This window comes from Pseudomonas sp. VD-NE ins, assembly GCF_031882575.1.
In the GTDB taxonomy this organism is placed as follows: domain Bacteria; phylum Pseudomonadota; class Gammaproteobacteria; order Pseudomonadales; family Pseudomonadaceae; genus Aquipseudomonas; species Aquipseudomonas fluorescens_BZ.
The window spans coordinates 3,051,385-3,073,947 of record NZ_CP134772.1; the positions used below are offsets into that span (position 1 = coordinate 3,051,385).

Consider the following 22,563-nt stretch of genomic DNA (forward strand, 5'->3'; position numbering starts at 1 on the left):
GCTCCCTCTCCTGGGGGAGAGGGCTGGGGTGAGGGGATGGGCGACCCGGATGTTCAGGTCGATGCATGACGCAAGCCCCCTCGGTCAGCTCCCTCTCCTGGGGGAGAGGGCTGGGGTGAGGGGAACAGGCAACACCGCAAAAGAACCTGCATAAAACAATAAAAGTGAGTAGTGAACATGGACGTACGCATCAAGCCGATTTCGGTCGGCACCCTGCTGCTTTTGATTTCTGCAACCCAGGCGCAGGCCCAATACCTCGAAACAGGCAAACCCGGCGATCCCGCCAGTTGGCGCAGCGCCGAATTTCTCCGCGACTGGGGCCTGAGCCGCATGCAGGCCGAGCAGGCCTACGCCGCCGGCATCACCGGCAAAGGCGTGAAAATCGGCGCCCTCGACTCTGGTTTCGATGCCGCCCACCCGGAATTTGCCAGCGACCGTTATCACCCGGTCACGGCCAGCGGCAGCTACATCGACGGCTCGCTGTTCAACGTCAATGGCACCCTCAATCCCAATAACGACTCGCACGGCACACACGTGGTCGGCACCATGGGTGCCTCGCGCGATGGTAGTGGCATGCACGGCGTGGCGTACAACGCGCAGATCTACGTCGGCAACACCAACAAGAACGACAGTTTCCTGTTCGGCCCCAATCCCGATCCGCGCTATTTCAAAGCGGTGTACGACGCGCTGGCCGATGCCGGCGTGCGCGCGATCAACAACAGTTGGGGCAGTCAGCCGCCAGATGTCAGTTACCGCACCCTCGCGGATGTGCAGAAGGCCTACGCCCAGCACTACAACCAAGGCACCTGGCTTGACGCGGCGGCCGATGTCTCGCGGCGCGGTGTGATCAACGTGTTCAGCGCCGGCAACAGCGGCTACCCGAATGCCAGCGTGCGTGCAGCACTGCCATATTTTCAGCCGGATCTCGAAGGCCACTGGCTGGCGGTCTCCGGGCTCGATCAGAACAATCAGCAGAAGTACAACCAGTGCGGCATCGCCAAATACTGGTGCATCACCACGCCGGGCGCGAAGATCGACAGCACCGTACCCGGCGGCGGTTACGGGATCAAGTCCGGTACCTCGATGGCGGCACCCCATGCAACCGGTGCACTGGCGCTGGTGATGGAGCGTTTCCCGTACATGACTAATCAGCAAGCCCTGCAAGTGCTGCTGACCACCGCCACGCAACTGGATGGTTCGGTGACGCAAGTGCCGAATGAACAAGTTGGCTGGGGCGTCATCAACCTGGACCGGGCGATGCGCGGGCCGGGGCAGTTGATGGGGGTGTTCAATGCCAATCTGGCGGCCGGACAGAGTGACGTCTGGAGCAATGACATTTCCGACAAGGCAGGCAAAGCCCGCGAAGATGAAGCACTCGCCGAGCACTATGCGTGGCAGAAAACATTCTTCAACAAGGCCTGGTACAACGGGCTTCCGGAGAATGCCAGCCAGCAGGACAAGACGGATTATGCGGTGGGCATGGCCCGCGACGCCGCATGGGAGAACAAGATACTTCAGGGTCGCCTGATCAAGTCCGGGGCAGGGAGTCTGTATCTCACCGGGAACAATACGTTCAGTGGCGAGACCATGGTCAACGGCGGTCTGCTGAGCGTCGACGGTACATTGACTTCGACGGTGACAGTCAATGACGGCGGTACTCTTAGTGGTACTGGTGTGGTCGGCGGATTGATCCTCAACCGCACCGGCCGCGTTGCGCCCGGCCACTCCATCGGCACGCTCAGCGTGATGCGTGACGTCCTTATGGGGGATCTTTCGACTTACGAGGTAGAGGTGTCGCCAACGAGCAGCGACCGAATCGTTGCCGAAGGCATGGCTGCCCCCGGTCAGGGTGCGGTCAGCGTGTCGCTGGAAAACAGTCCAACCCTGCTCAGTGCCGTCGAAGCGAGAAGCCTGCTCGGTAATCGTTACGTCATCCTGGAGGCGAAGAGCGGAATATGGGGCCGGTTTGGCAGTGTTCAGCCGAACTACCTGTTCATCGGCGGCGTCCTCGATTACGGCGTCACCACCATTGAACTGGGTATCGAGCGCAACGCGACCTCTTTTGCCAGTGTTGGCCTGACCCCGAATCAGCGCGCGGTGGCGACGGCTGCGGAAAGTCTTGGCGCAGGCAACTCGGTGTATGAAAGCCTGCTGCTCTCGGAAAATGCCGCGTCTGCGCAACAGGCGTTCCAGCAACTGAGTGGCGAAATCTATCCAGCGCTGGGCACGATGCTGATCAATGACAGCCGCCAATTGCGCGATGCGGTCGGCGAGCGTCTGCACGATACAACTGCTGCGCAAAGCAATGGCTGGATCAAGGCGCTCGGCGCCTGGGGCACGACCGATTCAAGCCACGACACAGCGGGCTACAACACTTCGATTGGCGGATTGCTGGCCGGTGTCGATGGCGCGCTGGACGAGCAGACGCGCATCGGTCTGGTCACCGGTTATAGCGACAGTTCGCTGAGCATGGGCTCGGGCACGCATTCGTCGGCCAAGGTCGACAGCTATCACCTCGGTGCTTATGCCGGTCACGAAATCGGTGCGTGGCGCTTGAGCACGGGCGCGGCGTACAGCTGGCATCGCGCTGATGTGAAGCGCGATCTGCAATACAGCGACCTCAGCGCCAAACAGAAAACCAAGGTCGATGCCACCACCACGCAAGTGTTCGGCGAAGCGGCTTACCGCTTGCACCTGCAACCACTGGCGCTGGAGCCGTTCGCCAACCTGGCCTACGTGCATCTGGACACTGAAGGTTTCACCGAGAAGGGCGATGCCGCGGCGCTGAAAAGCTCGGGCGATCAACGTGACGCTGTCCTGAGCACCCTCGGTGTGCGGGCGATCAAAACCTTCAATCTTTCGCCTGCGCAATCACTCGACGTCAGTGGCCACCTCGGCTGGCAGCACAGCCTGAGCGACATCGATTCCGAGCAGCACCTGCGCTTCGCCAGCGGCGGCACGCCGTACGCGGTGGAAAGTTCAGCGCTGGTGCGCGATGCCGCGCTGGTTGGTGTGCAGGCCAGCCTGGCCTTAAGCAAGGACGTGCGGGTCAACCTTGATTACAACGGACAACTGGCCAATCGCGAAAAGTTTCATGGCGTTGGCCTGAGCCTGAACTGGCAGTTCTAACCCCACGCTGATCGTTCCCACGCTGATCGTTCCCACGCGGAGCGTGGGAACGATCAGTTGCTCTGTGTGGCAACGATCAGGATTTTTCGCAACATCACTAAGGAAGGTCGCTGGATGAATAACAACAATACCCCCGCGCAAACGGGAGGCCGCTTTGCCCTGAAAACCCTCACGCTCGCCGTGCTCTGTGCCATCGGCACCGCCCATGCCGCACCCTACGTGGAGAGCGGTCGCACGGGCGACCCGTCGAGTTGGCGCAGTGCCGAGTTCCAGGCCGATTGGGGCCTGGGCGCGATCGGTGCCGATCACGCCTACGCCGCCGGCTATACCGGCAAAGGCGTGAAACTGGGGATCTTCGATCAGCCGGTGTATGCCGCGCACCCGGAGTTTTCCGGCAGCAATAAAGTCGTCACCCTGATCACCAGCGGGATCCGCGAATACACCGATCCGTACATCCCGGTCAAAGCCGGCGATGCGTTCCGCTATGACGGTTCGCCCTCGGTCGGCTCCGACGGCAAACTCGGCGCCCACGGCACCCACGTTGGCGGTATCGCCGCAGGCAGCCGTGATGGTGGGCCGATGCACGGCGTGGCGTTCGGTGCGCAGATCATCAGCGCCGACAACGGTGACCCGGGCCCGGAAGACGGCATCGTTCGTGGTAACGACGGCGCGGTGTACAAGGCCGGTTGGGATGCACTGATCGCCAGTGGCGCGCGGATCATCAACAATAGCTGGGGCATCGGCATCACCGACCGTTTCGACCTCGGCGGCCGCGATCCGGCGTACCCGCATTTCACCGTCAATGACGCGCAGTTGCAGTTCAACGAGATCCGCACGCTGCTCGGCACCAAACCCGGTGGCGCTTACGACGGCGCGATTGCCGCCGCACGCAGCGGCATCGTGACGATCTTCGCCGCCGGCAACGACTACAACCTGAACAACCCGGACGCCATCGCCGGCCTCGGCTATTTCGTTCCCGACATCGCGCCGAACTGGATCACCGTCGCCGCGCTGCAGAAGAACCCGGACCTGGCCAGCGCCAACCCGTACATCATGAGTACGTTCTCTTCGCGCTGCGGTTACACCGCGAGTTTCTGCGTCTCGGCGCCGGGCACGAAGATCTTCAGTTCGATCATCGAAGGCACCAACGCTGACAACCTGACCACCGGCTACAAAAACTACAACGGCACCTCGATGGCCGCGCCGCATGTCGCCGGCTCCATGGCCGTGCTGATGGAACGCTTCCCGTACATGACCGGTGATCAAGTCGCCACGGTCTTGCGCACCACGGCCACCGACCTCGGCGCACCGGGCATCGACACCTTGTACGGCTGGGGCATGATCAACCTGCGCAAAGGCATCGACGGGCCGTCGATGTTCGTCACCGAGCAGGACATTCCGGCGGAATTCCGAATTGACGGTGCTTACGGCTCCGGCCAGTTTGTCGCGGATCTGCCGGGCATCGGCGCGATTATCGATCAGGGCAAACCGACGGAACGCGTGTGCACCGACATCACCTGCGGCCTCGACACCTGGCGCAACGACATTTCCGGCCACGGCGGTTTGACCAAGCAAGGTATCGGCACGCTGGTGCTGACCGGCAACAACACTTACAGCGGCCCGACCCTGGTCAATCAGGGCCGCCTGGCCATCAACGGTTCGCTGCAGTCGGCGGTGACGGTGAATGACGGCGGTATCCTCGGCGGCAATGGCCATATTGGCGCGCTGTCGGTGAACAGCGGCGGTATGGTGGCGCCGGGCAATTCCATCGGCACCCTGAACGTGGCCGGTGACGTGACGTTTGCACCGGGTTCGACTTACGCCGTAGAGCTGTCGCCAACCAGCAGCGATCAGATCATCGCCACTGGCAAAGCGGTCATCGAAGGCGCGACGGTGAGCATGTCGCTGGAAAACAGCCCGACCTTGCTGAGCACCAACGAAGTACAAAGCCTGCTCGGCACGCGCTACAACATCCTGCAAGCGGCGGGCGGCATTGAAGGGCGCTTCGGTCAGGTGTTGCCGGATTACGCCTTCCTCGGCGGCACGCTGGCGTACTCGGCCGATGGAATCCAATTGGAAGTCGGGCGTAACGGTGCGTCGTTCGCCAGCGTCGGTTTGACGCCGAACCAACGCGCCGTGGGCGCTGCGGCTGAGCAGTTGGGCGCTGGTAACGCGCTGTTCGAAACCCTGTTGCTGTCGCCGAATGCGGCGTCGGCGCAGCAAGCCTTCCAGCAACTGTCTGGCGAGATCCATCCGGCCATTGGCACGATGCTGATCAACGACAGCCGTTATCTGCGTGAAGCGGTGGGCGAGCGTCTGCGTGAGCGTGATCTGTTCAATGCTGGCGCACCGACCGATGACGGCAGCAACGCCTGGGTCAAGGTCTTGGGTTCGTGGGGCAAGAGCGATGGCGGGCATGACAATGCCGACTCCAACAGCTCCATCGGTGGCTTGCTCGCCGGTGTCGACGGCTTGATCGCTGAAGATACCCGTCTGGGTTTCGTTACCGGTTATAGCGACAGCTCGTTGAGCATGGGCAGCGGCACGCATTCGTCGGCGTCGGTCGACAGCTACCACTTGGGTGCGTACCTGGGGCATCAGATCGATGCGCTGCGTCTGACCGTCGGCGGCGCCTACAGCTGGCACCGTGTCGACGTCAAACGTGACCTGCAGTTCGGGGACGTGAGCGGTAAACAAAAGACCAAGCACGATGCCGCAACGACTCAAGTGTTCACCGAGGCCGCTTATGATCTGGGCCTGCAACCGATGAATCTGGAGCCGTTCGCCAATCTGTCCTACGTGCACCTGAACACTGAAAGCTTCACCGAAAAGGGTGACGCGGCAGCGTTGAAGGGCGGCGAGGACAACCGTGATGTGGTGCTGTCGACCCTCGGCGTGCGCGCCAAGCGCAGCTTCGCCTTGTCGGATCAGCATCAACTGGAACTGGGTGCGAGCCTCGGCTGGCAGCACAACCTGAACAACGTTGATGCCGACAGCCATCTGGCCTTCGCCAACGGCAACAGCGCGTTCACCGTGCAGGGCGTGTCGATGGATCGCGATGCGGCAGTGGTCGGTGTGCGTGCGGGTCTGGCGCTCAATCGCGATGTGCGGGTGAACCTGGATTACAACGGACTGATTGGCTCGAACGAGAAGGACCACGGCGTGGGTCTGACCCTCGACTGGCAGTTCTAAGGCGTGCTGGCAGCTCTGCAAAGAGCTGCCAGTCATTTGAAGGAAGAGAGAGCACAACATGGGACTGTTCGATTATAAAAATGCCGATGGCAAAGCGTTGTACAGCGACGCCATCGCACTCACGCTTTATGCCTACACGCCGACCGGCAAACCGTTGCCGGCCACCGCTTGGTCGCCGCTCACCGCGACGGCGCTGGGTTATCAAAGCAAGGTCGGGCCGCAGGGCACGTTCTTCGGCGAGAAGGACGGCTTCACCAGCGCCGAGGCTGAAGTGCTCGGCAAATACGACGCCGCCGGCAAACTGATCGGTATCGGCGTGGCCTTTCGCGGCACCGGCGGGCTGGGTTACAGCGATACCTTCGGTGACCTGAAAAACAATCTTCTGGCCGCCATCGGGCCGTCGGATTACGCGAGCAATTACGCGAAAAACGCCTTCGATAATCTGCTCAAGGCTGTCGCGGCGTTTGCCATTGCCAATGGCATCGCCGCCAAGGACGTGCTGATCAGTGGCCACAGCCTCGGCGGGCTCGGCGTCAACAGCGTGGCCGAGTTGAGCGCAAGCAACTGGGGCGGGTTCTTCAAGGACGCCAACTACATCACCTTCGCCTCGCCAACCCAGAGCAGCACCGGCAATAACGTGCTGAACATTGGTTTTGAAAACGACCCGGTGTTTCGTGTGCTCGATGGCACCACGTTCAGCACCGCCTCGATGGGCAAGCACGACAAGCCGCACGATTCGACCACCGACAACATCGTCAACTTCAACGACAACTACGCGTCCACCGCGCAGAACCTGGTGCCGTTCAGCATCGTCAATCCGTTGAACTGGTCGGCCCACAGCTCGCTGGGCTATGCCGATGGCTTGAATCGGGTCATCGATTCGAAGTTCTACAACCTGACGCATAAAGACTCGACGATCATCGTCTCCAACCTGGAAGAAGCGTCCCGGGGCAAGACCTGGGTTGAAGATCTCGGTCGCAGCGGCGAGCCGCACACCGGCAGCACCTTCATCATCGGCACCCAGAGCAGCGACTGGCTCAAGGGCGGGGCGGGTAACGACTTTCTCGAAGGCTTGGGCGGCGATGACCGTTTCCGGGATGACGGCGGCTACAACATCCTGCTCGGCGGCCAGGGCCACAACACCTTTGAACTGCAGAAACCGCTGCAGAACTTCAGCTTCGCCAACGACGGTGACGGCACGCTGTACGTGCGCGACGCCTACGGCGGCATCAGCATGACCCGCGACATCGGCGCCTTGGTGAGCAAGGAGTCGGGCTCGTGGTGGGGCAGCAAGGAAATCACCTGGGGCGTTACGGCCAAAGGTTTGACCAATGGCAGCGAGCTGACCCAGTACAACCATTCGCTCAGCGGCGATGGCTACGGTAATGCGCTGCATGCCACGGCTGACGGTGACTGGCTGTTCGGCCTCGGTGGCGATGACAAGCTGATCAGCGACAAGGGCCATGTGACCTTCGTCGGTGGCGCCGGGAATGACGTGATGACTGCCGTGGGTGGCAACAACACCTTTCTGTTCAGCGGTGCGTTCGGTTTCGATGCCATCAACGGTTATCAGGGCAGCGACAAACTGGTGTTCATGGGCGTCGAAGGCGCGGGGCAGGGCTACGACTACAAGCAGCACGCGTCGCAGACCGGCAGCGATACCGTGCTGAAGATTGGCGACTATGCCGTGACCCTGATCGGGGTGGGAGTGGCTAACCTGTCGGACTCTAATTTCATGTTCGCCTAGATCCAATGTGGGAGCGAGCCTGCTCGCGAATGCGTAGTGTCAGTTGAAGTACTCGTACCTGACGCACCGCTTTCGCGAGCAGGCTCGCTCCCACAGTAAAAAAAGCAGTAAGTAGTACTGAAATGCTCCGGGGCGTCCCCGAGGGGCGCCCTGGCTGTGAGCTATCTCTAACAATTCCAACAAGAGAGAGGCAATAGCAATGGGTGTGTATGACTACAAGAACTTCGGCACAGCCGATTCCAAGGCGTTGTTCAGTGATGCCATGGCAATCACGCTGTATTCCTACCACAACCTTGATAACGGTTTTGCCGCCGGTTATCAGCACAACGGTTTCGGCCTCGGTCTGCCCGCTACGCTGGTCACGGCGCTGCTCGGTGGCACCGATTCGCAAGGAGTGATTCCCGGCATTCCGTGGAACCCCGACTCGGAAAAACTCGCTCTCGACGCGGTGAAAAAGGCCGGTTGGACACCCATCACCGCCTCGCAACTGGGCTACGACGGCAAGACCGATGCGCGTGGAACCTTCTTCGGCGAGAAGGCCGGTTACACCACCGCACAAGTGGAAATCCTCGGCAAGTACGACGCCCAGGGCCATCTCACGGAACTCGGCATTGCTTTTCGCGGCACCAGCGGCCCGCGTGAGAACCTGATCCTCGACTCCATCGGCGACGTGATCAACGACCTGCTCGCCGCCTTCGGCCCCAAGGATTACGCCAAGAACTACGTCGGCGAAGCGTTCGGCAATCTGCTCAATGATCTGGTGGCGTTTGCCAAGGCCAACGGCCTGAGTGGCAAAGACGTGCTGGTCAGCGGTCACAGCCTCGGCGGCCTGGCGGTCAACAGCATGGCCGACCTGAGCGGCGGCAAGTGGGGCGGCTTCTTTGCCGACTCCAACTACATCGCCTATGCCTCGCCAACGCAAAGCAGCACCGACAAAGTGCTCAACGTCGGCTACGAAAACGACCCGGTGTTCCGCGCCCTCGACGGCTCGACCTTCACTGGCGCCTCCGTCGGCGTGCACGATGCGCCCAAAGTCTCGGCCACCGACAACATCGTCAGCTTCAACGATCACTACGCCTCGACGGCGTGGAATCTGCTGCCGTACTCGATCCTTAATATTCCCACCTGGATCTCGCACTTGCCGACCGCATATGGCGACGGCATGAACCGCGTGATCGACTCAAAATTCTACGATCTGACCAGCCGCGACTCGACGATCATCGTCGCCAACCTCTCAGACCCGGCGCGGGCCAACACCTGGGTGCAGGACCTCAACCGCAACGCCGAAACCCACAAGGGCAGCACGTTCATCATTGGCAGTGACGCCAATGATCTGATCCAGGGCGGTAGCGGCAACGATTATCTGGAAGGCCGCGCCGGCAACGACACCTTCCGCGACAGCGGCGGCTACAACGTCATTCTTGGCGGGCAGGGCAGCAACACCCTCGACCTGCAAAGCGCGGTGAAGAACTTCGACTTTGCCAACGACGGCGCCGGCAATCTCTACGTGCGCGATGCCAACGGCGGGATCAGCATCACCCGCGACATCGGCAGCATTGTCACCAAGGAACCGGGCTTTCTCTGGGGCCTGTTCAAGGACGACGTGACCCACAGCGTCACGGCCAGCGGCTTGAAGGTCGGCAACAACGTCACGGCTTACGAGTCCAGCGTCAAAGGCACCGGTGGCGCCGATACGTTGAAGGCGCATGCCGGCGGCGACTGGTTGTTCGGGCTGGACGGCAACGATCACCTGATGGGTGGCGCGGGCAATGACGTGTTTGTTGGCGGTGCCGGTAATGACCTGATGGAGTCTGGCGGCGGGGCGGATACGTTTCTGTTCAACGGCGCGTTTGGGCAGGATCGGGTGGTCGGTTACACGTCCAATGACAAACTGGTGTTTCTCGGCGTGCAGGGTGTGTTGCCGGCGGAGGACTTCCGTGCCCATGCCGCCACTGTCGGGCAGGATACGGTGCTGACGTTTGGCAACGATTCGGTGACGTTGGTGGGGGTATCGCTGAACAGCCTGAGTGCTGACGGTGTTGTGATTGCCTGATGTTGATGTGGCGCCGGTAAGGGCCCTTTCGCGAGCAAGCTCGCTCCCACACTGGATCTGTGTCGTTTACAAATCCCCTGTGGGAGCGAGCTTGCTCGCGAAGAACGATAATGCGGTTTAAAAGTGACTCGACAGCCATTCCCTGACTCAAACCCCAGCAAAACAGGAAATGCGGCCTAAAGCCGGCACGTGCACACACGTTCTATAGCTAGCCGCCATTGAGTACAGGAGATTCAAACGTGAAAGGTTTCAAGGGGTATGTCGGGTTCGTTGCACTGGCGCTGTGTTCGGCCAATGTCTGCGCCGATCTGCCTCAAAGTTCGATTCTGAGCCGCTATGGCGTCACCGCCGACCAACTGCCAAGTCCGCCGAAAACCGAGGCGGTTGAGCCGGTTGATGAGAAGAGTCGCTTTCAGATTCAGCCCGAACAACCGTTCGTGACCCTGCGCCTGGGTGACGACAAGCAGCCGCAAACTACCGGCAATCTGAGCATTGATCGCATGGCGCAACAGGATCTGGACCGCTGCCGGCGTTTGCAAGGTGAAGTGGTCAAGCGGGGCGGCACGTACATGCCTTGCGATGGCAGCATTCCGGGCATGCCGACCTTCGAATAACACGCAATGATCGTTCCCACGCGCAGCAAAGGAATGCAGCCCGGGACGCTCCGCGTCCCATCCAGAGGCGAACGCGGAGCGTCCGTTGAGGCATTCCCACGCAGAGCGTGGGAACGATCGGCACGAGCGAAACCTAGTCTTCTTCGCGAACAGTAGCCACTTCGTCAGCGCGGACCTTTACCTTGGCCCCGGAAATATCTTCGAACTCATAAAAGCCGTCCTTGGTTTTGGTTTTCGGCATGTCCTTGGTCAGATACTGGGTGCCGTTCTGCAGGGTGACCACCGTTGGGGTCGAGCAACCGGCCAGTGCCAGCGCGGCAACGACGGCGAAAGGGATGCCCAGTGATTTGATTTTCATACCCACCTCTAAATCCTCATTCGATGTGATGCCGAGCATTGTCGGCCCTCTAACGCGGTTGGTGCCATCCCCGGGGGAAAAGTTCGATAGCCCGGGAAAAAAATGCCATTGATCCTTTTCCGTTTGCGCCGGACCGGGCAGAGCTGTTATCTGTACGCATAACCAGTACTCGCTTGCCGTGGCCCAGAATTCCCGTGACTGCCAATCCCCTCGACGATCCGTTCTATTACCTTAACAACTTCCGGCAAGTGCTTGATTGGCTTGAGCTTCGCTATGCCGATGTGATGAGTGAAGCGGAACACGCGTTTATCCGCGACTTCAAGGCCTTGCCACGGACGTCGCAGGGTTTGCTGGTGAGGATGGTCATGCGCAAGGGCGTGCATTTTCGGGTGGGCAAACTCAATTATGTAGAAATCGGCGACATCGCCGAGGCCGCGCAACCCTTGCTGGAGCAAGGCTGGATCGACGAACACGCACCGCTGGCTCTCGCCGAGTTGTTCGACGTGTTGCTCAAGGCCGAAATTCTGCAAGCGTTTGCAGCCTTCATCGAACAGCCCAAGAGCCGCAAGGACGATTGGCTGCCGATACTCGCCGAGCAGTTTGCAGACGCTCGCAGCCTCTGCGAATGGGCGCCGCTGCTCGATGATCGCTTGTTCAGCCTGACCATCATGGACCTGTGCGACCGCTTGCGGCTGATGTTCTTCGGCAACCTCTATCAGGACTGGTCGGAATTCGTCCTCGCTGACCTCGGCATCTTCACCTATGAAAAAGTCGAATTCTGCGCCGATTCGCGAGGCCTGCGCAGCCGCGAAGACGTCGACGCCTGCCTGTTCCTGCACGACTGCCAACTACGATTCGAGGCCGGTGAGCCGCTGGACATCATTGTCGAACAGATCAGCGCCTTGCACTTCGACAACCCTTGGCTGCAACGCCGGCGTGGCAAGGTGCTGTTCCAGATCGGCCAGTACTGCGAACGCATCAGCGAATTTGCCCTGGCCCTGAGCATTTACCGCGACTGCGCCTATCCCGGCGCCCGTTTGCGCATGATCCGTGTGCTGGAGCGCAGCGGCGAATACCCGCTGGCGCTGGAACTCGCGATGCTGGCAGAACAGGCGCCGGAAAGCGCCGCCGAGCAGCAGGGCCTGCAACGGATATTGCCAAGGCTGCGGCGCAAACTCGGTGGCCCGCCACTCAAGCGCACAACGGCGAAACCGGTCGAGCGGCTGGACTTGCAATTGCCGCGCACCGACCCAGCCGTGTCCGTGGAGTTTTACGTGCAGGCGCATCTGCACGATGACGAGGGACCGGTGCATTACGTGGAAAACAGCCTGATCAACTCGCTGTTCGGCCTGTTGTGCTGGCCGGCGATCTTCGCGCCATTGCCCGGGGCGTTCTTCCACCCGTTCCAGCGTGGCCCGGTGGACCTGCTTAACGAAGACTTCCAGCAGCGTCGCGCCGAGCTGTTTCAGGCGTGTCTGAGCGAACTCGACGACGAGCGCTATGCGGCGACCATTCGCCAGCGCTTCATCGACAAGTGGGGCATCCAGTCGCCATTCGTGTTTTGGGGCGCATTGAATGAAGAACTGCTGGAGCAGGCACTGGCCTGTCTGCCCGCCGAACACCTCAAACACTGGTTCAACCGTTTGCTGCTCGACATCAAGGCCAACCGCGCCGGCATGCCCGACCTGATCCAGTTCTGGCCCCAGCACAAAACCTACCGAATGATTGAAGTCAAAGGCCCCGGCGATCGCTTGCAGGACAACCAATTGCGTTGGCTAGAGTTCTGCCATCAACACCAGATGCCGGTCGCCGTGTGTTACGTGCAATGGGCGGAGCAGAGCGCTTGAGCTACAGCATCGCCGTGCGCGCACTGTGCGAGTTCACCGCCAAGACCGGCGACCTCGACCTGCGCTTCACCCCATCACCCACGGCGCTGGAAGGCATTGCCGGCCACCGCACCGTGGCCTCGCGGCGCAGCGAAAAATACCAAAGCGAAGTGGCGCTCGAAGGCGAGTTCCGGCAATTGAAGGTCAAGGGCAGGGCAGACGGCTACGACCCGGCGCAAACCTGCCTGGAAGAAGTCAAAACCTACCGTGGCGACCTGAGCAAGCAACCGGCCAACCACCGCCAGTTGCACTGGGCGCAGGCGAAGATCTACGGCTGGTTGATGTGCCGCAAACTCGAACTTGAGCAGATCAATCTGGCGCTGGTGTATTTCGATATCGTCAGCGAGAAGGAAATCTGTCTGGTCGAGGCCTACAGCGCCGACAGCCTCAAGGCCTTTTTCGAACAGCAATGCACGCTGTTCCTGCAATGGGCCGAACAGGAAATGGCCCATCGCGAGGCGCGCAATCTGGCCGCGCAACAACTGGCGTTTCCCCATGCCGATTTTCGTCCCGGTCAGCGGCACTTGGCGGAATCAGTGTTCAAAGCCGTCAGCACCGGCCGTTGTCTGATGGCCCAGGCGCCGACCGGCATCGGCAAAACCCTCGGCACGCTGTTCCCGATGCTCAAAGCGCTGGCGCCGCAGCAACTCGACAAGGTGTTCTTCCTCACCGCCAAGACGCCCGGGCGCAAACTGGCACTGGACGCCAGTCAGGTGTTGTTCGACCAATCGCCAGCCTTGCCCTTGCGGGTGCTGGAAATGGTCGCCCGGGACAAGGCCTGCGAACACCCGGACAAAGCCTGTCACGGTGAGTCCTGCCCGTTGGCCCAAGGTTTTTATGATCGCCTGCCGGCCGCGCGGGAAGCGGCCAGCCGAATTCGCCTGCTCGATCAAGCCGCCATGCGCGAGGTCGCCGCGCAACACGCGGTGTGCCCGTATTACCTCAGTCAGGAGATGGCCCGTTGGGTAGACGTGGTGATCGCCGACTACAACTATTACTTCGACTTTAGCGCCATGCTCTTCGGTCTGGCCCAGCTCAATCAATGGAAAGTCGCGGTGCTGGCGGACGAGGCGCACAACCTCGTCGAGCGGGGCCGGCAGATGTACAGTGCCAGTCTCGATCAGTTCACCCTGGGGAGCGTGCGCAAAACCGCGCCGGCGGCGCTGAAAAACGCCCTGCAACGGATCAACCGTGAATGGAACGCCCTGCATGCGCCGCAACTGGCGGCCTATCAGGCTTACGACAAGGCGCCGGAAAAACTCCTACAAGCGATTTCGCTGTGTTGCGCGGCGATTGGCGATTACCTCAATGACCATCCGCAGGGTCTCGACAGTGCCTTGCAGAATTTCTACTTCGACCTGCTGCAGTTCGCCCGGGTGGCGGAGCTATATGACGAGCATTACCTGTTCGACATCAGCAAGCGTGACCTCGACCGTAAAAAGCCGCTGTCGCAGTTGTGCCTGCGCAATGTGGTGCCGGCCGCGTTCATTGGTCCGCGCCTGAAAGCGGCGCGCAGCAGTGTGCTGTTTTCCGCCACCCTCAGCCCGCGTCACTATTACGCCGATTTGCTCGGTACGCCCGCCGACACAGTGTGGATCGACGTCGAATCGCCGTTTTGCGCCGAGCAGTTGCAGGTGCAGATCGTCAGCCGCATCTCGACGCGCTTCAATCATCGGCAGGCCTCGCTGGAGCCGATCGTCGAATTGATCGCGCGGCAGTTCAGCGAACGTCCGGGCAACTACCTGGCGTTTTTCAGCAGCTTCGATTATCTGCAACAAGTGGCGTCGTTACTGGCCGAGCGTTATCCGCACATCACCCTCTGGCAGCAATCGCGGGGGATGCTCGAAGGGGCACGGCAGGCCTTTCTCGATCAGTTCACCGCGCACAGCCAAGGCGTTGGCTTTGCTGTGTTGGGCGGTGCGTTCGGCGAAGGCATCGATTTACCCGGTGCGCGACTGATCGGCGCGTTCATTGCCACGCTGGGGCTGGCGCAGTTCAATCCGGTCAACGAACAACTCAAACACCGCATGGCGGCCATCTTCGGTGCCGGTTACGACTACACCTATCTGTACCCCGGCGTGCAGAAAGTGGTGCAGGCCGCCGGGCGAGTCATCCGTACCCGCGAGGATCGCGGCGTGGTCATGCTGATTGACGATCGCTTTGCCGAGAGCCGGATCAAACAGCTGCTGCCGCGTTGGTGGGCAATCAATCATGAGACGGCCGCTTCCCAATTCGCCGGATTGCCGCATACTTCTGTCCATGACAACGGCTGGTGAGTGTGATGAGCGAAAAGAACAAGACCGCGGCGATCGAAGAGATGCGTTTTCGTCTATTGATCGATGCGGTGGTCGATTATGCGATCTACATGATCGATCCCGACGGCATCATCACCAGTTGGAACTCCGGTGCCAAACGCTTCAAGGGCTACGAAGAAGCGGAAATCCTCGGCGAACATTTCTCCCGCTTCTATACCGCTGACGACCGCGCCGCCGGCCTGCCGCAACGGGCGCTCGACACGGCGATCCGTGAAGGACGTTTCGAAGGCGAGGGCTGGCGGGTGCGCAAGGACGGCACCAACTTCTGGTCGCACGTGGTGATCGATCCGATTATTGATCCCAACGGCAAGCTGCTCGGCTTCGCCAAGATCACCCGCGACCTGACCGACCGCAAAATGGCTGAAGAAACCCTCAAGCGAAGCGAACAGCAGTTCCGTTTGCTGGTACAGGGTGTCACCGACTACGCCATCTACATGCTCAGCCCCGAAGGCCGGGTCAGCAACTGGAACCAGGGCGCCCAGCGGATCAAGGGTTATCTGCCGGAAGAAATCATCGGCCAGCACTTTTCGATTTTCTATACCCCCGAAGACCGCGAACTCGGCGAGCCGCAACGGGCGCTGGAAATCGCCACCCGCGAGGGCCGCTTCGAGAACAAGAGCTGGCGCATGCGCAAGGACGGCACGCGGTTTCTCGCTCATGTGGTGGTCGATGCTATTCGTGGTGACACCGGCACTTTGCTCGGCTTTGCCAAGATCACCCGTGACATCACCGAAGCCCATCAGGCGCAGCAGGCGCTGGAGAAAACCCGTGAAGCGCTGTTCCAGGCGCAGAAGATGCAGGCCATCGGACAACTCAGCGGCGGCATCGCCCATGACTTCAATAATCTGCTGACGGTGATTCTCGGCAACCTGGAAATCGTGCAAAAACGCATGGGCGACGATGCAAAAATCAGCCGTTTGCTGGAAAACGCCACGCAAGGTGCATTGCGCGGTGTGTCGCTGACCCAGCGCATGCTGGCGTTCGCCCGCCGGCAGGAATTGAAAACCGAGTCGGTGGATATTGCGCAACTGGTTCAGGGCATCACCGGTTTGCTGCGCAGCTCCCTCGGGCCGGGTATCCGCATCGACACGCGGTTTCCTGAAGATCTCGAGCCGGTGCTGGCAGACACCAACCAGTTGGAACTGGCCTTGCTCAATCTGGCGACCAACGCCCGCGACGCGATGCCCGACGGCGGTACGGTAAGCATCACTGCTGAACCGCAAGTGGTGCTTGAACTCAGTCATTCGGATCTGTCTGCCGGGCGTTACGTCTGCCTCAGTGTGATCGACACCGGGGAGGGCATGGATGAGCACACGCTGGCGTCGGCCAGAGATCCGTTTTTCACCACCAAAGGTTTGGGCAAGGGCACCGGGCTGGGCTTGTCGATGGTTCACGGCTTCATGGAGCAACTGGGTGGGCGTTTCGTCCTCAAGAGCGAAAAGGCCCAGGGCACCACGGCTGAACTGTGGATTCCGGTGGCCGTCGAGGGCATGGCCAGCAAGCCGCTGCTGCCACACGCCGAGCCGGTGGTGGTGCCAAGGCTCAGCGTACTGGTGGTGGATGACGACTCATTGGTCTTGACCAGTACCAGCCTGTTGCTCGAAGACCTCGGTCATCGCGTGGTCAGTGCGACGTCCGGTGCGCAGGCGTTGGCGCTGTTCGATCAGGGCGAAGTCATCGACCTGATGATTACCGACATGGCCATGCCGCACATGAGCGGCGCGCAACTGGCCCATGCCGTGCGCGTGCTCAAACCGGATCTGCCGATCATCCTGGCCACCGGCTACGCCGAACGTCTGGAAGGTTTTGCCGCGCAACTGCCACGGTTGCCCAAGCCGTTCACGCAGATGAATCTGGTGGCAATCATTGCTCAATCGATGAAATGAGGCGCCGGTCAATCCGGCTGAACTTGCGCGCCAACGGGGACTTCTAAACGTTTTCCCCACCCCGGAGCGTGCATCTTTTGTCTCGCATACTGACTGAGCCCACCGCTGAAGAAACCCTGACCGAACATGACGCGAAAATGTTCGGCTCACCCAAGGAACGGCTGGATTTCTATCGCCGGGAGATCCAGTACGAAACCAGCATTCTTGCCAACCGCACCGATGCCTACCTGGCGGCGCAGTCGTTTCTGGTAATTGCCTTTGCCTCCTGCATGGCCAACCTCAATCCGGAGTGGGGCAAGTTGTTCACGCTGGTGGTGCCGCCGTTTCTCGCCTTGCTCGGACTGCTCAGCTCGCTGAATGCCTGGCCGGGGATTCGTGCGGCGTACGACATTATCGATCACTGGCATTTCAAGCAGAGCCACTTGCTGCACAGTGAGCCGCTGATGGGCCTGGCGTATGACGAATCGCCGCTGTTCAGCGAAATGGAGTCGAGCCACAAGGGGTATCGCAAGTCGCTGCTGTTTTCGGTGCGTACGCCGTGGATTTTTGCGACGTTCTGGGTGTTGCTGGGGAGTTATGCGGTGTTTATTCAGGTGACCAATCCGGGGGGGTGACTGGTCTTCACAAAAGCCCGGCTTATATCGCCGGGCTTTCTCATTTTGGCTGGATTTTGTGGTGCACTTTAGATCGATCCCCCTCACCCCAGCCCTCTCCCCCAAGGGGGCGAGGGGGAAGGGAGCAGATCTTCGTTGTGGTCAACATCTGCGTTCAACTGGGTATCTCAGTGTCGTGGTCAAAATCCGCGTGCAACCCGGTATCTCAAGTCGGCGTACCTCAACCATTCACCGCGGTCGGTTCCTTCTCCCTCTGGGAGAGGGCTAGGGTGAGGGGCTGTCAGGGTTCATATCGCAGAGAGCCGATATTTGCACTGCTCAAAATCCGCTTGCAACCCGGTATTTCAGGTCGGCGTACCTCGACCATTCACCTCGGTCAGTTCCCTCTACCTCTGGGAGAGGGCTAGGGTGAGGGGCTGTTCTGGCTCACTCCACGGTCTCAAGCTCTCGACGCAACGCCACCGAGTTCTGCGAGGACATCGGGATCGGCGGGAAGTCTTCGTTCAAGACGCACAAATGGTCGATCGCATCTTCAAACATCGAATCGGCTTTCTTGCGCAGCGCGCGGTAGCGCTCAAACTGTTCAATGTCCAGATCAGCCACATCGAGCAGCGCATTGGCCGCGCGGTTGAGGGTGTGGGCGTTATCGAACAATTGACGATTGCGTTCCAGAGCCAGTGCTCTGCAAGCCTTGATTTGCGCAGGAGTCGAGCATTCTTTCATGACCGTAACCTTATTCTTCAAGGATTCCTTTTCACAGGCTTAACGCCGCAGGGGAACCGAACCTGCCGGGCCCTGCCGGATACATCTGGCGGGGGGTTATGCTTGTGACTGCCAGCGATTACCCCGCGATCCATTTTTTTACAGAAAGAAGTTCGATCGATTGCCTGATAGAAACCGCTACCAATAATCAGATTTTTTGTTTCTTGTGCTGCTCATAGCGAGCGAGGATCGGTTGCGTACTGATCCCGTGAAGCAAAATGCTCAGCGCCACCACCGACAAGGTCAGGTCGGTGCACACGCTGGCCACCGTGTCGGTCAGCCCATGATTCAAGGCATAAAACAGATAGAACAGGCTACCAATCCCGCGAATGCCGAACCAACCGATCAACAGCCGTTGCCGGCCTTCCAGTAATTCGCCCCACGGCATCAGCGCGACGCAGACCGGGCGGATCAAGCAGAACAGCACGCCGCCGACCAGCAACGCCCGCCAGTCCCAGTGCGCCACCAGCACGACGCCAAGCAGGGTCACCAGAAACACTTCCATGGCGCGTTCGACCAGACTGCCGAACGACAGCATGTCGCCCATCATGATCCCGGCGGCAACCTGGCTGCTTTCCAGCCTTTCGGTGTCGCCATGCACCGCGTGCTGCGGTTCGACGTTCTGATGGCCGACCACCGGTTGCACCAGATGCTCGGCGGGCGGCTGGCCGGCGCCGGTGGATTTCACTTCGACCTGACGCAGGCCCAACCCGGCGGCGAACACCGAGAGAAAGCCATAGCCGCCAATCGCCTCGGCGACGACGTAGGCCAGGGCGATCAGCGACAACGCCAGGTAATCATTGGGGCTGAGCGTGCTGTCGTCATTGTGGATGCGCAGCGACAAAGTCACGCGGCCAATGCCGCGGCCCATCCAGTAACCGGTGAGCAGACCTGCGGGCACCGCCCACAATAAACTGCGCAAGACCCAGCCCTGCCACTCGGCGGCAGATCCGTCACCGTGGATCAACAACAAACCGAGAATCACAAAAGGAAACGCCACCCCGTCATTGAGCCCGGCCTCACCCGACAGGCCGAAACGCACGCTGTCGACATCCCGGGCATCGTTGACCTGCACCAGCGCCGCCAGCACCGGGTCGGTCGGTGCCAGAATCGCGCCGATCAACAACGACGGCCCCCACGGCAAGCGCAACGCAAAGTGCAGCAGCAGACAAACCCCGGCAATGGTCAGCACCATCACTGGCCCGGCGAGGCCAAAGGCGATTCGCCAACGTTTGTCGCGCAGGGGCAAACGCAATTTCAAACCGCAGACGAACAGGGAAAACAGCACCGCGACTTCTGTCAGGTGCTCCATCCACAATGAGGCGTTTTCCAACGACAGCTTCAGCAGATCGAGGCCGCTGGGGCCGATACCAATCCCCAGCAGCAGACAAACGGCCGACGTCGTCACCGGCATCCAGCGCAGATACGACGACGTCAGTGCCAGGGTCAACAGCACGGCGCCGAGCACCGCCACCCACACGACAAAACTCATGATGTGCCGCCTTCAGTGATTAATGACGGCCGCCTGCAGAGACCCTTTCGCTTCTGACTCCGCCCCTGTAGGAGCTGCCGCAGGCTGCGATCCTTTGACCTTGTTTTTAACATCGAAATCAAAAGATCGCAGCCTGCGGCAGCTCCTACAGTGCGTTTACTCACAGCATCGGTTTACCGCCGGTCACGCCATAGCGCTGGCCGGTGATGTAACTGGCTTCGTCCGAGGCGAGCAGCACGTAGATCGGCGCCACTTCAACCGGTTGGCCGGGGCGGCCGAGCGGGGTGTTGCCACCGAAGTTCTGCACTTCTTCATCGGGCATGGTCGAGACAATCAGCGGCGTCCAGATCGGCCCCGGTGCCACGCAATTCACGCGGATTTCCTTGGGACCGAGCATTTGCGCCAGGCCGCCGGTGAAGTTGGCAATCGCGCCTTTGGTGGTGGCGTAGGCGAGCAGGGTGGGTTTGGGCATGTCCGAATTGACCGAACTGGTGTTGATGATCGATGCCCCGGCACCCATGTGTTTGATCGCGGCCTGACACAGCCGGAAGATTGCGGTGATGTTGACGTCGAAGGTCATCACCCATTCGTCGTCGGGAATTTCTTCGAAAGTTTCGTGGGTCATCTGGAATGCTGCGTTGTTGACCAGCACATCGATGCGGCCAAAGCGCTCGACGGTCTTGTCGACCAAGGCCTGGCAATGGGCCTTTTGCGCGATATCGCCCGGCAGCAGCAGGCACTGACGCCCGGCCTGCTCGACCCAGCGTGCGGTTTCCTCGGCGTCTTCATGTTCATTCAAGTAGGCGACGGCAACATCGGCGCCTTCACGGGCAAAGGCAATCGCCACGGCGCGGCCAATGCCGCTGTCGGCGCCGGTGATCAGGGCAATCTTGCCGGCCAGTCGCCCGGAACCGACATAGCTTTGCTCGCCGCAATCAGGATACGGTTCCATTTTGCGTTGCGAACCGGGAACGGCTTGGGCTTGTGCGGGGAAAGGTGGTTTTGGATAGTCGGTCATCGCGGGTCTCCGAGGTCTCATGGCTGGTATGGGTGGTTGACCCGGGGTGTTTGCCGTGAGTTCGATCGGATTTATGCCGGTCTTCAGACTCGATACAGAACCTGTGGGAGCTGGCTTGCCAGCGATAGCAATGTATCAGTCGACACTAATGTTGAATGTCAGACCGCTATCGCTGGCAAGCCAGCTCCCACAGGGTTTGATAGTGGTTTCAGGTGTTGCGTTGTGTCAGCGCGCGCTCCATGCGGGCAATCCCTTCTTCCAGCAGCGATCGCGGACAGCCGAAGTTCAAGCGCACGAATTGCTGGTTTTGATCGCCGAAGTCCAGACCGGCGCTCAGCCCCACTTTGCCCTGCTCAAGGAAGAACTGCTGCGGATCGTCCAGATCCAGCGCCGAGCAATCCAGCCACGCCAGATAAGTGCCCTGCGGCACATTGATGCTCACGCCCGGCAAGCGGCTACGCACCGCTTCAACCAGCCAGTCGCGGTTGGCTTGCAGGTAGGTTTTCAACTCGGCCAGCCATGGCCCACCTTCGCTATAGGCCACGCGAGTGGCTTCCATGCCCAGCGGGTTGACGCTGTCGACCATGCCGCAACGGGCGTGGTTGACGCGTTCGCGCAGGGCGGCGTTCTGGATGATCATGAACGAGGTCTTCAGGCCGGCGATGTTGTAGGCCTTGCTCGCCGACATCAGGGTGATGGTGCGCTCAGCGATCTCAGGGCTCAACGAGGCGGTCGGAATGTGCACGCGACCGTCGAAGCACAGCTCGGCGTGGATTTCGTCGGAGATGATCCAGGCATCCTGCGCCGCACAAATGTCGGCCACGGCTTGCAGCTCTTCACGGCCGAAGACCTTGCCGATCGGGTTGTGCGGGTTGCTCAGCAGCAGCGCGCCGCCACCGTTCAGCGATTCACGCAGCACGTCGAGCGGCGTCAAGTAAGTACCGTCAGCCTGCGCGACAAACTCCAGCTCAACCTTGTTCAAACCCCAGTGGCCCGGCGCGTGGCGCAGCGGCGGGTAATTCGGCACTTGCACCACGACGTTCTGCTGCGGCTGTACCAGTGCTTTCAAAGCCATGTTGAAGCCTGACTCGACGCCCGGCAGAAAGATCAGCTCCTGCGGTTTGACCTTCCAGGAAAACTTGTTCCAGAGGTCGGCGACGATGGCGTCACGCAAGTTGTCCTGCGCCACGCTGTAGCCCACCAGCGGATGCAGCAAGCGTTGTTGCAGCGCCGCGATCACCACTGGCGGCGCGGCGAAATCCATATCAGCGACCCACATCGGCAACACGTCGGCCGAATAGCGGCTCCACTTGGTGCTGCCGGTGTTGTGGCGGTCGAATACCTGATCAAAATCGAAAGTCATGCGCGGTCTCGTGAAGGCGGGGTTGGTCCTGGTCGCATGATAAACCCATGTCCCTTTGGAAACACACTCAAACCCTGTGGGAGCTGGCTTGCCAGCGATAGCGGTGGGTCAGTCACCACCATTGTTGGAGGTGC

14 protein-coding genes are annotated in these 22,563 nt (G+C 60.5%); 9 read left to right on the forward strand and 5 right to left on the reverse strand.

Annotated features, from left to right (window positions below):
* The first annotated feature begins 177 nt into the window (after positions 1–177).
* The 5 genes from RMV17_RS13480 (at position 178) to RMV17_RS13500 (ending at position 10,735) form a co-directional block, all read left to right on the forward strand.
* A complete protein-coding gene (locus tag RMV17_RS13480; RefSeq protein WP_108224527.1) occupies positions 178–3,129 on the forward strand; it encodes an autotransporter serine protease in 2,952 nt (983 codons plus the stop codon).
* A gap of 114 nt (positions 3,130–3,243) precedes the next feature.
* Positions 3,244–6,321, forward strand: a complete 3,078-nt coding sequence (locus tag RMV17_RS13485; RefSeq protein WP_311886823.1) for an autotransporter domain-containing protein — start codon at positions 3,244–3,246, stop codon at positions 6,319–6,321.
* A gap of 58 nt (positions 6,322–6,379) precedes the next feature.
* Positions 6,380–8,068 (forward strand): polyurethanase, encoded by a 1,689-nt coding sequence (locus tag RMV17_RS13490; protein ID WP_311886824.1) that lies wholly within the window; start codon positions 6,380–6,382, stop codon positions 8,066–8,068.
* Between the two features lie 199 nt (positions 8,069–8,267).
* The gene (locus tag RMV17_RS13495) at positions 8,268–10,121 is read left to right on the forward strand and encodes a polyurethanase (protein WP_311886825.1); all 1,854 of its coding nucleotides are present in this window, start codon (positions 8,268–8,270) and stop codon (positions 10,119–10,121) included.
* A 239-nt stretch (positions 10,122–10,360) separates the two neighbouring features.
* Positions 10,361–10,735, forward strand: a complete 375-nt coding sequence (locus RMV17_RS13500) for a hypothetical protein (protein ID WP_311886826.1) — start codon at positions 10,361–10,363, stop codon at positions 10,733–10,735.
* Positions 10,736–10,868: 133 nt separating this feature from the next.
* Here RMV17_RS13500 and RMV17_RS13505 read toward each other — a convergent pair whose 3' ends face one another.
* The gene (locus RMV17_RS13505) at positions 10,869–11,093 is read right to left on the reverse strand and encodes a YgdI/YgdR family lipoprotein (RefSeq protein WP_077572987.1); all 225 of its coding nucleotides are present in this window, start codon (positions 11,091–11,093) and stop codon (positions 10,869–10,871) included.
* Between the two features lie 194 nt (positions 11,094–11,287).
* Here RMV17_RS13505 and RMV17_RS13510 point away from each other — a divergent pair, with 194 nt between their 5' ends.
* The 4 genes from RMV17_RS13510 to RMV17_RS13525 all read left to right on the forward strand — a co-directional run bounded on the left by RMV17_RS13510 (position 11,288) and on the right by RMV17_RS13525 (position 17,794).
* The gene (locus RMV17_RS13510) at positions 11,288–12,940 is read left to right on the forward strand and encodes a VRR-NUC domain-containing protein (RefSeq protein ID WP_311886827.1); all 1,653 of its coding nucleotides are present in this window, start codon (positions 11,288–11,290) and stop codon (positions 12,938–12,940) included.
* Positions 12,937–15,255 carry an ATP-dependent DNA helicase gene (locus RMV17_RS13515; RefSeq protein WP_311886828.1) on the forward strand — a complete coding sequence of 773 codons (2,319 nt, stop codon included), beginning with the start codon at positions 12,937–12,939 and terminating at the stop codon, positions 15,253–15,255. Before RMV17_RS13510 ends, RMV17_RS13515 begins: the two co-directional genes overlap by 4 nt.
* 5 nt (positions 15,256–15,260) lie before the next feature.
* Positions 15,261–17,180: a PAS domain S-box protein gene (locus RMV17_RS13520; protein WP_311886829.1), complete on the forward strand. Its 1,920-nt coding sequence runs from the start codon at positions 15,261–15,263 to the stop codon at positions 17,178–17,180.
* Positions 17,181–17,257: 77 nt separating this feature from the next.
* Positions 17,258–17,794 carry a hypothetical protein gene (locus RMV17_RS13525; RefSeq protein ID WP_016983364.1) on the forward strand — a complete coding sequence of 179 codons (537 nt, stop codon included), beginning with the start codon at positions 17,258–17,260 and terminating at the stop codon, positions 17,792–17,794.
* Positions 17,795–18,220: 426 nt separating this feature from the next.
* On the opposite strand, the gene RMV17_RS13530 is transcribed toward RMV17_RS13525, so the two are convergent.
* The 4 genes from RMV17_RS13530 to RMV17_RS13545 all read right to left on the reverse strand — a co-directional run bounded on the left by RMV17_RS13530 (position 18,221) and on the right by RMV17_RS13545 (position 22,429).
* Positions 18,221–18,517 (reverse strand): hypothetical protein, encoded by a 297-nt coding sequence (locus RMV17_RS13530; protein ID WP_141125586.1) that lies wholly within the window; start codon positions 18,515–18,517, stop codon positions 18,221–18,223.
* Positions 18,518–18,704: 187 nt separating this feature from the next.
* Positions 18,705–20,048, reverse strand: coding sequence for a cation:proton antiporter (locus RMV17_RS13535; RefSeq protein ID WP_034154158.1), 1,344 nt, complete (start codon positions 20,046–20,048; stop codon positions 18,705–18,707).
* A gap of 160 nt (positions 20,049–20,208) precedes the next feature.
* Entirely contained in the window at positions 20,209–21,066 is an 858-nt protein-coding gene (locus tag RMV17_RS13540; RefSeq protein WP_311886830.1) for a glucose 1-dehydrogenase, read from the reverse strand.
* 208 nt (positions 21,067–21,274) lie between these two features.
* Entirely contained in the window at positions 21,275–22,429 is a 1,155-nt protein-coding gene (locus RMV17_RS13545; protein WP_311886831.1) for a PatB family C-S lyase, read from the reverse strand.
* Positions 22,430–22,563 lie beyond the last annotated feature (134 nt).

What these genes read in the sequence shown, in the direction of transcription:
- RMV17_RS13480 (WP_108224527.1), top strand. Translation starts at nt 178, where the DNA reads ATGGACGTACGCATCAAGCCGATTTCGGTCGGCACCCTGCTGCTTTTG.
- RMV17_RS13485 (WP_311886823.1), top strand. Translation starts at nt 3,244, where the DNA reads ATGAATAACAACAATACCCCCGCGCAAACGGGAGGCCGCTTTGCCCTG.
- RMV17_RS13490 (WP_311886824.1), top strand. Translation starts at nt 6,380, where the DNA reads ATGGGACTGTTCGATTATAAAAATGCCGATGGCAAAGCGTTGTACAGC.
- RMV17_RS13495 (WP_311886825.1), top strand. Translation starts at nt 8,268, where the DNA reads ATGGGTGTGTATGACTACAAGAACTTCGGCACAGCCGATTCCAAGGCG.
- RMV17_RS13505 (WP_077572987.1), bottom strand. Translation starts at nt 11,093, where the DNA reads ATGAAAATCAAATCACTGGGCATCCCTTTCGCCGTCGTTGCCGCGCTG.
- RMV17_RS13520 (WP_311886829.1), top strand. Translation starts at nt 15,261, where the DNA reads ATGAGCGAAAAGAACAAGACCGCGGCGATCGAAGAGATGCGTTTTCGT.
- RMV17_RS13530 (WP_141125586.1), bottom strand. Translation starts at nt 18,517, where the DNA reads ATGAAAGAATGCTCGACTCCTGCGCAAATCAAGGCTTGCAGAGCACTG.
- RMV17_RS13535 (WP_034154158.1), bottom strand. Translation starts at nt 20,048, where the DNA reads ATGAGTTTTGTCGTGTGGGTGGCGGTGCTCGGCGCCGTGCTGTTGACC.
- RMV17_RS13540 (WP_311886830.1), bottom strand. Translation starts at nt 21,066, where the DNA reads ATGACCGACTATCCAAAACCACCTTTCCCCGCACAAGCCCAAGCCGTT.
- RMV17_RS13545 (WP_311886831.1), bottom strand. Translation starts at nt 22,429, where the DNA reads ATGACTTTCGATTTTGATCAGGTATTCGACCGCCACAACACCGGCAGC.